At 52.3% G+C, this 10784-nt stretch carries 10 protein-coding genes; all 10 read right to left on the bottom strand.

All coding sequences use genetic code 11. The annotated features are described in order from the left end of the window. Positions 1-147 precede the first annotated feature (147 nt). On the bottom strand, positions 148-957 hold the full coding sequence (locus P1P89_20220; GenBank protein ID MDF1593841.1) for a polysaccharide deacetylase family protein: 810 nt from the start codon (positions 955-957) through the stop codon (positions 148-150). Then, complete coding sequence (locus P1P89_20215; protein ID MDF1593840.1) at positions 903-1184, bottom strand: four helix bundle protein; 282 nt, start codon at positions 1182-1184, stop codon at positions 903-905. The genes P1P89_20220 and P1P89_20215 overlap by 55 nt, the downstream gene beginning before the upstream one ends. A gap of 29 nt (positions 1185-1213) precedes the next feature. Then, positions 1214-2383, bottom strand: coding sequence for a glycosyltransferase (locus P1P89_20210; protein ID MDF1593839.1), 1170 nt, complete (start codon positions 2381-2383; stop codon positions 1214-1216). Continuing rightward, complete coding sequence (locus tag P1P89_20205; protein ID MDF1593838.1) at positions 2380-3387, bottom strand: radical SAM protein; 1008 nt, start codon at positions 3385-3387, stop codon at positions 2380-2382. Before P1P89_20205 ends, P1P89_20210 begins: the two co-directional genes overlap by 4 nt. A gap of 233 nt (positions 3388-3620) precedes the next feature. After that, a complete protein-coding gene (locus tag P1P89_20200) occupies positions 3621-4247 on the bottom strand; it encodes a histidine phosphatase family protein (protein ID MDF1593837.1) in 627 nt (208 codons plus the stop codon). Between the two features lie 442 nt (positions 4248-4689). Further along, entirely contained in the window at positions 4690-5814 is a 1125-nt protein-coding gene (locus P1P89_20195; protein ID MDF1593836.1) for a glycosyltransferase family 4 protein, read from the bottom strand. Between the two features lie 222 nt (positions 5815-6036). Beyond that, a complete protein-coding gene (locus P1P89_20190) occupies positions 6037-7158 on the bottom strand; it encodes a glycosyltransferase family 4 protein (protein MDF1593835.1) in 1122 nt (373 codons plus the stop codon). A gap of 400 nt (positions 7159-7558) precedes the next feature. After that, the gene (locus P1P89_20185; GenBank protein ID MDF1593834.1) at positions 7559-8674 is read right to left on the bottom strand and encodes a hypothetical protein; all 1116 of its coding nucleotides are present in this window, start codon (positions 8672-8674) and stop codon (positions 7559-7561) included. Between the two features lie 28 nt (positions 8675-8702). Beyond that, positions 8703-9902, bottom strand: coding sequence for a glycosyltransferase (locus P1P89_20180; protein ID MDF1593833.1), 1200 nt, complete (start codon positions 9900-9902; stop codon positions 8703-8705). Between the two features lie 193 nt (positions 9903-10095). After that, on the bottom strand, positions 10096-10641 hold the full coding sequence (locus P1P89_20175) for a hypothetical protein (protein ID MDF1593832.1): 546 nt from the start codon (positions 10639-10641) through the stop codon (positions 10096-10098). Positions 10642-10784: the final 143 nt, after the last annotated feature.

Genomic DNA, 10784 nt, shown 5'->3' with positions numbered 1-10784 from the left:
AAAAATGTTGACCAGAAACATACATACACCATATATAACACCTCAGACCCCCTGTGTCAAGTGTGTCCAATGATCAGTTTTAAAAAGGGGGGTTGGGGGGATTTTGTAAGAATGTCCGCGGAAAGGCCCGCTGTTTCATATATCAACTTATTCATATCGTATGCTGTCGTAACCGTCCAGCCACCTGAAGTCTGTCGGCGCCACTCCTTTTTGATTGACAATCGATCTTAAGAGCATCTCAAGAAATTCAAAGGCGGCGTCATTCATCAACTGGTGATGAATCATGATGCCGCAGGTGCCGCCTTTGACGGCGGATTCGAGATCAGCCAGCAGCCGGTCCCAGCCAAGACTCGGGTCGGGGTCCCGGCGGGTATGCAAATCGACGTTGACCTGAAAATCGGGAAGGCCCTCCGGCGGCAGCGGCAGGCTGCCGCTGCTTCGGGAAACCCCTCGATAGCCCAGTTCCTCTAACTGGATTAGCGTATCTGAACCACAGCGGTTCCAGGGGGGTGTGAACACCGGATAAAAATCATTATCCAGCAGCGATTCAAGGCGGTCTTTGCCGCGGACGAGGTCTTTTCTGATCTGGGACGCCGACCGGCCGGGGCCGAACTCCTGTTTTTTGTTTTTGTTTTCGTGATTGGCGTGACGCCAGCCATGCTGGTGCCAGCACCATAGTTCGGGGGTTCGGGCCCCGATACGTTTTAGTTGCCGCCAGCGGGACTCAGTGAGCCATGCCGGCACAACCGCCAGAGACAGCGGAACGCGAAACGATGAAAAAAGGGCCATCAGCCGGACAAGCTGCCGGCCGGGAACGGCCACATCATCGGCCCGGAAAAAAAGAGAGACCGGGCCGCCGATATTTCGCTGTTCACAGGCGCGGCTCAGGCATTGGTCTGTTTTTAGCGCAATATCGGCCGGGACCGAGCGCCATATGGCAGCAATGGGTTGGGGCATAGAGCTCCTTTGTTTAGGCTGAAGGTTTTAGAACACCTTGCAAGGCATAAATCAGGCCATTTAACATCTTCTCGGTGTTGGACGGAAGGAGTAGAAACTGCTGTCCGCCGCATTTGAGAAGACAGACCATACAGCGCTTCCTTTGGAAACCCTGCGGTTACCCGATAAACCAATATCGCCAACTCATCTGCCAGCTCAAATTCCCGAAGTTTTGTGTGATCTTGCATAATTCCTTCAGTCTTCAGCCTATCTACCTTCAGCCTAATCCAGCTTTCATCCAACCCTCTATCCATCTGGCCGTGTTGGCTGCGCCGTGTAAATCAACAGGGCTTTCGATCCGCCCCGGCTGAGACAACGTTTGTTCCATGATGGCGGCAAGGCGGCAGGGATCGATGTCCTTTTCGGAAAGGACGGTCATGCTGCCGGCTGAGGCCAGCCGCTCGGCGCGCAGCCGCTGTTCACGATTCTGGGAAAAGGGCCATACCAGCGCCGGTACACCGGCCGCCAGGACGTTCATGCAGGTGTTGTATCCCGCCATGCTGACCGACAGGTCGGCCGCAGCCAGGTATGATAAAAAATCAGGGGTAAAACGCGCCACCTGAACCCTTTCGTCCGAATATCCTTCAATCCGTCCGAATTTTTTTGGACTCATCAACGGGCCGGCAAAGACCTGAAGACACCCCCTGCTAAGCGAACGCGAGCGTTTAAAAGCCTTTATCACCGCTTCCAGCAGGGCTTCTCCCACCCGGCCGCCTCCCAGGCTGGCCACGATTAAGGGCGTTGCGTCTTTAATCCCTAACCTCTTTCGAATCTTTGCCCTGGCCCCTGCCGGCGGCGCGGGCGTTACAAAACCGGTGTAAACAACCGGTATGGTAATGGCATTGACACGTGAAAAGGTCTCATCCAGTTTCAGCAGGGCCGGATCCGCGTGAACCAGAAGGGCGTTAAAGTAGCAGTTGAGAGACGCCACCACCCTGGCTTCGTAGGCCGGCGTATACTTTTTTTTATCAACCAGGATATCGCGCAGGCTGCAGACGACCCGGGCCGGTTTCAGAATACCGTACCGAATCCCTTTTAAAACAGGTTCAATCTCAAAAGAAAACGCATTGCGGCCAAAGGGATACAGTTCAATTATAAAAAGATCCGGGGCCGTTTCTTTATAAAGCTTAAAAAGCGCCCGGCGCCGTTCCTGTTTAGTCTCCAGAACGGAATTTTCATTTTCTCCGGTTAATAGGTTTTTAAATTCCTTATCCATCAGCAGGCTCGGCAGAGATACCTCCCGGATATGGCCCGGCAGGTTGATATCAATCCTGGCGCCGCCGGTAACCAGAACCACTTCATGGTCCGAAAGCGCCCGGCAGATTTCAAGGGTTCTGAAAAAATGTCCGATGCCGAGGACATGCTGGCAGTATTGGAGAATTCTCATGATTTTGGACCGGCTGATAGTGCGCGTTTGTTCTGAAAAAAAGTATCGTGCAGCACCACCTCTTTGCGGATCTTTTTCTTGTATTGGTTACATTTTGTCGCGCAATAGAGATTCATTTTCGATTCAGAGTGAACCGTAGAGAAATAGGGGCCGCTTAAGATTTCGGCCAGCGGTCGGGTCTTGAAATTTATTTGGCTTTTGTTTGTTTCAATAAGCGGGACAATGTAGCGAAACAGGCGGTTATGTTCCGTAATGTACATGCAGTGGGCAAAACAGCAGGGGTGCACGGTGCCGTCGGCGGCAATGTAGATGGAGCCGCTGTGCCAGGGTTTGCACAGGGCAGGGGCATCCTTTACGGGCTGTTTCCGGCGATAGGATGAAAATATTTCCCGTTTAATCTTAAAGCTGAACGTTTCCGGACGCCGGCAACGCTCATCATAATCCCTTGAGGATATCACATAGAACCGGGTGCAGCCGATATCCCCGGCAAGGGCTTCAGCCGCCTTTATTTGATGTTCGTTGTGTTTAAAGACGATAAATTTCCAGTAGGCTGTCCCGCCGGCAGCCGTAAACGCTTCGATGTTGCGGATGATTTTATGAAAATCCGTTCCGCGGCGGTGGATCGCGTGGGTATCGGCCAACCCGTCCACGCTGAAGACTATGCCGCCGTCATGAAAAAACGGGCCCAAGGCTTTCCACCAGGAGGCACCCTGCAGGGAGCCGTTTGTATCCCCGCCCAATTTAGCGGCGGGGTTGAGCTGCTTAACATATCCGGCAATATCTACCAGTTCAGGGTTGGCGCAAAAATCACCGAAATTTCCGGCAAAGGTAATCCGTTTAAGCTGCCGGATAAAAGCGGCCGGCAGCAATTTAAAGTCCGAAAGCGTAATGAGCTGTCCGCCATAGGGCCGCACCTTTTGCTGCCGGCTGCAGAAGGGGCATTTGCCGATGCATTTAGAGGACACTTCGATGTTTAAGGCCTTTATGTCTTCGATCTGTAGCACGGTGCAGGTCCTTTTTAGTTTTCTCCCGCAGAGACGCTGAGCCGCAGGTGTCATAATTCTTTCGGGCTGTTATCCCGACTTTCATTAGCGCTTTGCCGGCGCTAAGCAGATAGTACCATCAGCGATTACTATCGGTGTCATTTTATCAGTCATTCCCTGCGCGAAACCATTTATTTAAACGGACAATTTATATTTAATCACTGTTGCCCTAAATTACAAACCGGATTGTATGATCATTCCAAGTTTAGGGCGTTTATTTTTTCCAAATGCAGCTCCTGCCTGCTGTAAACCAGCAGATGAAGGTGCCACGGATGCATCCGGTGAGGTTCATTGCGAAGAATTTGATGACTGTTAAAGCGGTAGAGGAGGCCTTTGATTACACCTTCATGGGTGATTACCAAAATTTGTTCACCGGGCCATTTTCCGATGGCTTCAAGCAAAACCTGGCGGCTTCTTTGCCAGACCGTTTCAAGAACCTCCCCGCCGGGAGGGCAGAATCTCCATCCGTTGGCTTCCTGCTCCGCCAGCAGCCGGGGGCTTTCCTGCCGGAGCTGGGCCATTGTCTTTCCGCTCCAGAGGCCCCAGTCCATTTCCCGCAGCCCGGGTTCCGTATGGATGGGGATCCCGAGCGTCTCATTGATGAGTTCGGCGGTTTTCAGGGCGCGGCCGATGTCGCTGGATAGTATCCGGTCCCAGCCAAATGGTTCTAAAATGTTCCCCCATTTTCCGGCCTGTTTTTCACCCTCCGGTGCAACCGGCGAATCCTTCTGTCCCTGAATCCGTTTTTGAAGATTCCATTCGGTCCTGGCATGGCGGAGTAGGCCGAAGCGGGTCAATGCATTATGATTAACATTTAACATCTGGACTTTGCATAAAAATTGGTGAAAAGCTATTTTGTTTCAGCATAGAAAACCTATTTCTCCCCCGCCGAATGGCGGGATTTTCAAAGGGCCGGGTCAGAGTTTAGCTACGCAGCCTAATAAACTGAAAAGACACTAAATCCGAAGCACGAATCCCGAAATCCGAAACAATACCGAATGACCCAAATTCAAATGATCCAAACAATCGGCGTAAGTGACATTGCGAATATGCTTTTGTTTTTGTCATTAGGGCATTTGATATTTGAATTTGCCCTTCGACTCGACTCAGGGCGGTGAGCCAGCCGAACCGTTTCGAATTTCAATATTCGGATTTCGAATTTTGCCAATGGCATTTACGCAGATAATGTCCTCTGGGCTTAGACCAAAGGCGACCTCCTCTGGGGCCGGATATTTCTTTCTGAATGCCGGCTGAAAATCAACTTTAGTGGCGGTCGCAATCCCGAACGATGGCTTCGAGGACTTCCGCAACCTTGCCATAATTGGTATCCAGATCATGGTTTTCACGTATGTAAGACCGGGCTGTTTCGCCCATCTGCCGGCGAAGCGCCTTATCCGTCAACAGCTTTTCAATGGCGCCGGCAAATTGGTCAAAATCATACATGGGTACGAGCACGCCGGTTTCCCGGTCCCGGACGACTTCGGGAATCCCGCCGTTTCTAAACGCAATGATTGGGATGCCGCAGGACTGGGCTTCCAGAAAAACCATACCCAGGGACTCCCGGATGCCGGGGAATACGAAGATATCCCCGGCGCTGTAAAAACGGTACATGTGCTCCCGGGGGATCTTTCCCAGAAAGCTAAACTTTCCCGGGAGGTGTTCGGACGCCAGCCGGTAAAGTTGTTCTTTTTCGACCCCGTCGCCGGCAATAACCAGTTGAAAACGCGTTCCCTGCCGGAAAAGCTTACCGCAGGCACGGATAACCCAGCTTAACCCTTCGGTTTTAACCCCGGGGCGGAACATGGCGGCCGTCAATACAACCGGATCATCACCGGCTTTCCATTGCTGCCGCAGCTCAGACCGGGCGTTCCCGTCAAAAGAGAATGCCCTGGGATAAATCCCGGGGGCCACATAGCTGATAACCTCTTGGGGCAGCAGACGGCCGAGATTCAGAAGGTCCGCCCGGCGGTTGCTGAAAACGTGGCGGGCGGCGCATAGGGATTTTTTGTTCAGCAGGTATCCCGGCAGGGTTTTTATTTTTTTTCTTCGCTTGGTGCTGAAGGCGCCCTGGAAAATAACATAGGGGATGTCCTGTCGCTTTGAAATCGGAGGCCCCAGCAGGTCGGGGGCTTTGTAGTAAGCATGATAGGTGAGCCAGATATCCGGTGTAAACTGCCGGACCCGGCCAGCCGCCCGGAAGGCTTCGCGCAAAAGCTCCGGCCAGCGCCAGGGGGTCCAATAAATCCAGCGGACGCGGCAGTCGCTGGCAATCATCAGTTGATGCCCGCGGTTTTGTAAATATTCGAACAGACCCGTCCCGATTACCAGGTCACCGGAGGGATGGACATGGCCCAGGGGTTTAAAGGGGGCATAAAAGCAGATGCGCATATTTTTCAGGGTAGCTGGTTGAGTTAAAAAATAAATTATCAGATGCTCATGGTCCGTTGCCTTGCAAGTGCTCAGGGGTTTAGGCTGAAGACTGAAGGCTGAAGGCGCTAATACGAATTAAAATGTACAAACCAGTCAATTCAAAATCTTTCGCTTTCTTCTATCGTTGTTTCAATATTTTGTATGATCACGTTTTCTTCCTAAAAGCCTTCAGTCTTCAGCCTATAATCCTACTTCGCGGAAGCGACCGGCCAGGTCTTCGATCAGGACCCGGTTGTTAAATTGTTCGACTACCCGTTTTCGGGCGGCGGGGATAATCCGGTTTCTTAAATCATCATCGGTTAAAAGCCGGTCAATGGCCCGGGCCATTTTGTCAGGTTGACCCGGCGGAACCAGCAGCCCGGTTTTGCCGTCTTCGATCAACTCGGGTATGGCGGAAACACGGGTGGCAACCACCGGAACACCCATGGCCATGCATTCCAGCAAAACATTGGGAATGCCGTCTCGATCACCGTTTTTCGCTATTTCGCATCCCAATACAAACAGATCAGCCCGGCGATAATGCGCCAGAACCACCTCATGGGGCTGGGTGCCCAGGCATTTGGCGACGCCGTTAAGTCCCAGCTCAGTGATGAGTTTTAAAATTTCCTTGCGGTCTTCACCGTCGCCGATCAGGGTGTGGCGCAGGGAAGCCCCCTGATCGCACAGCAGCTGAAGCGCTTTGTAAACCGTGGCCAATCCTTTTTTGGGGGTGATGCGCGCCACTGTAACAATGTTGTGAGGCGGGCCGGTTTTTTTCCGGGGTTCAGCATCATTGGAAAACAGTTCAAGGTCGATACCGTGATAAATGCGGTGAACCGGTGTGTCCCCTCCATGGGCAGTTTCGAGCAAAAACCGTTTGTTGTATTCGGTACAGGTGACAACAAATTTCGCCAAGGCGACCTTTTCACGGAGCTGCTCTGAATCCGATGTGTAAATGTCTTTGGCATGGGCGGTAAAACTGAAGGGAAGGTCCGCCAGCAATCCGGCAAACATGGCAACCGATGTCGGTGAATGGGCAAAATGGGCATGCAGATGCGTGACGCCGCTGTCGGGGAGAAGACGATGGACCAGATAAACCGCCTGAAACAGATGTTTGATGGTGGCAATCTTGCGATTGCGCAACAGCCGTCTTATCGCGGTATTAAGAGCGCGTTTAAATCTGTCGGGTCTTTTAAAGGCCAGCAGGAGATTGTGATACAGCAATTTCGGAAAATATAGAAACAGGCTGTGGGGCAGATAATCCACGGTTGCCCGGATCTTACCGACGCTCTGGTGGGTAAACCGCTCACGGGGCCGGCGCATTGAAAAAAGCCTCAGTTGGAAACCCTGATTCTCGAGCTGATGGATTTCATTGGATATGAAGGTTTCGGATATGCGCGGGTATCCTTTTAAAATCATGCCCAAGACGGGTTTGTCGGATGGGGCTGTGTTTGGTTTTTGTTGAAGCATAACGCTGATAATACATCAATTGAGGTAAAATTCAATTTGTCAGTTGCCGGTGGCAGGTTGTCCGTTGTCAGTGGATCGTTTTCAGTTTTTTAGATTTCATCTTTCAGCCGATACTCCATCCGTCTTTAACCCATCTTCCTGCGCGGTTACGATCTCTTCTATATCTGCTACGGACGACGGACAACAAACAACGGACATGGAACGCTTCACGCTGACCCCTCTTAAGCCTTAAGCCTTAAGCCTTCAGCCTAAATTAAAGGTACTCAACAATCTTTTGGGCCGCATTTTCCGCCCCGTCCAAATCCAGGCGGTCTTTTTGCGGCCAGGGGGTGTGAAGCAGTTTTTCAAGGGCCGCTTGCAGCCTGTCCGCTGAAACATCGGTTTCAGAGATTACAAGCATGGCCGTTCGGCCGGAAGCGGCCAGTTTGGACAGATGATCCTCCTGCTCCCGGTCGGACACATCTCTCAGCAGTACCAGGGATGGTACTTTTGCGCTGAGGATATCGGTGATACTGTTGTATCCGCCGTATATCAGGGCCGTCTTTGAGTTTAAAAGCGCGGACAGATATGCCGGGCTTAAATCCTCAACCCGGCAAAAGGACATGTCCTTAAAAGGGGTTTTATCAGAATCTGTAAAGATCCGCCAGGTGCCGTATCGATCTCCTATCTTGGCAAGCGCCTGCTGCAGGCTGGTTAACACAGATGTTGCCGCCGGGCTGTTCCAGGAGACGGCAATGGTTCCGGCATTCGGACGAGCCGCCGGTACGGCCGGTTCCGTCCGGTACAATATTTCTTTCAGGCGCGAAACATAACCGGTGGTGAACGGCTGAACCCCATACCGGTTTTCAATGGCGCGGGGCGTTTCCCGTCCCAGGACCGACGCGTCGCCGTACCAGAAGAGCGCACGATAATGCTTCTTGAAAATACGGAGCGCTTCTTGGGACCAGACATCTTCAACCCGGCCGATGATGCCCCGCAGCCCCAGAATCCAGGTTGTGTCCGGGGTCGATTCAATCGAAGGGACCAGCTCGGCCCTTTTCCCCGGGGCTTCATGGTCCACCAGGACGCAGCGGGGCCGGTATTCGGCCATAATGGCCTGAATCAGCCGCGTGCGTGACTTGACCAGATAGGAGTTTTTTAAGTTGGTCTTTCCGACGCGGGCCCGGGGTGCCCCCTTTACAATAACCTTTTCATAGGCGGGCAGCTTAATCCAGTCCAAGGGGACGGGTCCGATCAATGCGGCGGTCTGCCGGCAGCCTGAAAGAAACAAAACCTTTAATTCCGGATAAAGGCGCCTGACGGCGGCCCCCACGGCAACACCGCGGCTGGCATGTCCCAGACCGCGGCCGTCATGGGCATAAATGAGCAAATCTAATCTCGGGTCGGATTTGGCCATGTCATTCGGGGGAATTATTAAAAGCCTTGAGGCGGCTATGAATGGTCTTAAGCCCGGTCAATTCAAATTGCGCGATGGCGTCCTGGTAGATCTTAGGGTTGTCAAGAAGCGTGAATATTTTCCGGCGCAGGGCTTCCGGGGTACAGGCATGCCAGGGGATATAATCCACCAGGTTTTTGCTGTGAAGCACTTCTGCCCGAATAAGCTGTTCCTTGCGCGGGTTTTCCCGGGGGACCAGCAGCGAGGGTATTCCCGGCGTCAGAATCTCGCAGACGGTGTTGTATCCCCCCATGCTGACGACCAGGTCCGCGGCCGCCTGTATTTCTTCCATCCAGCGGTAAAAGCGGTAGATGCGGACGCCGAGTTTTCTGGCGCGGTCAAAAAGCTTCTGGCGGTCTTTCCTGGGCATGAACGGTCCGGTGATTAAAACACTTTTAAAGCGTGCGGGAGGGGATAGGGATTCAAGCATCGACAGGTAGGTGTCCATTACGGGAAACCCGTCGCCGCCGCCGCCGGTGGTGACCACCAGCAGTTTTTCGCCGTCTTTGAGCCCGTGCTGTTTGCGGATTTTCTTAACTTTCTTTTTATCCGGAAGCTGCCGGGGAATATAACCGGTAAAGTGTATTTTAGCGCTGATGGCTGCCGGGATGTCATATTCTTTGATGGGATCGTAGAAATCCTGAATGCCGTAAACCCAAATTTCGCTGTAATAGCGGGCAAGGATCTCATAGATACCCCTTTTTTTCCAGTCCTGCCGGACGGTGTCGCGATCATCCATGATATCCCGCAGCCCCAAAACGGTTTTGGTTTGCGGCAGGTGGTGCCGGAACCATTTCAGGGTGGGGAGTACCTCGTTTTTCAACCCCAGCGGCTCCTTGTCGACGATGAAAAGATTGGGCTGAAAAGTTTTGGCAGTGGCGGTGATGATATTCTTGCGAATGTCCAGCGCGGTTTTAGGATTGATTTTGATGGAAAGGGGCTGATAATCATCGTTGGTTTTTTTGATCATTCCCGGTATCCGTACGAAATCGATCTGGTCCGGAAAGGCATACCGGCCGACGATGGGCGAGCCGGTCAGTATCAGGATGTTGATATTCGACCCCCGCAAATGGGTGGCAATGGCCATGGTCCGGCGAATGTGACCGAGACCATAAGTGTCATGGGAGTACATCAGAATATTGTATGTCGGCGAGTCGGACATGATAGCTGCTATTATAATTTTTCTTGACTACGGTTCAAACCGAAACTCAGTGTGCGTTGTCCGTTGCTTGTTGTCCGTAGCTGGCTGAGTGAAATTGTCTCCGTTATATTAATTATTAAAATCCCCCCTCCGCCCCCCTTTTTCAAAGGGGGGAACGGGGGGATTTATTTGCGGAGCAGTTGCAACGGACCACTTACAGGTGTCGGTCTAATAAAAAACGCTTCTTTTTCAGGAATCTTTCAATTTGTTTTTCATCGTCGGCTTTCCGAACCCCGATCTTCCTTGCCGGATTTCCCGCCCAGATTTCATAGGGCCCTGGATTTTTGGCCAGAACAGAACCGGCCCCCAGCACGAACCCGTCCGGCAGACGGGTCGCCTGGTAGAGCACAAATGATCCGTCGTGAATCCAGACGTCGGAACCGATGTATTTGTCCTGCCAGAGGACGCCGAACTCCTCTTCTATTTCGAGGAGCGGCCGCGTTCCCAAATGGATCGTATCGTGGGTATAAATCCGGGTGCGCGGGCCGATATTGCACCACGGGCCGAGATGGATCGATCCGGTACAGTCCAGAATTGAAAACGGGCTGATGACCAGGTTGGTTTTCCTTCCCGGCGCCCGATATGCTTCAGGGGATATGGCCAGTTTTCCCTTGTGAACCTTTTTGTGCGGGTAGCGGACAGCCTTTGCAATGGCCGCCTCCAACTGCGCTTTCGACATGGTCGCGCCGTAATCTCTCATGCAGTCTTTATAATTAAACACAGCACTTTTAGTCAAGTGATTTAATTTCAGGAGGTTAAACGAGGCGCCTAAATCCACCGCCTAATATTAAGCGCGGACGTATTTTAGATTGGCGGAGACTTTTTTAACAAAAATTTCACTCC

The sequence above is a fragment of the Desulfobacterales bacterium genome, from assembly GCA_029211065.1.
Classification (GTDB): Bacteria; Desulfobacterota; Desulfobacteria; order Desulfobacterales; family JARGFK01; genus JARGFK01.
Note: the sequence above shows the minus strand (reverse complement) of the source record. Positions and strands in the feature narration are given on the sequence as shown.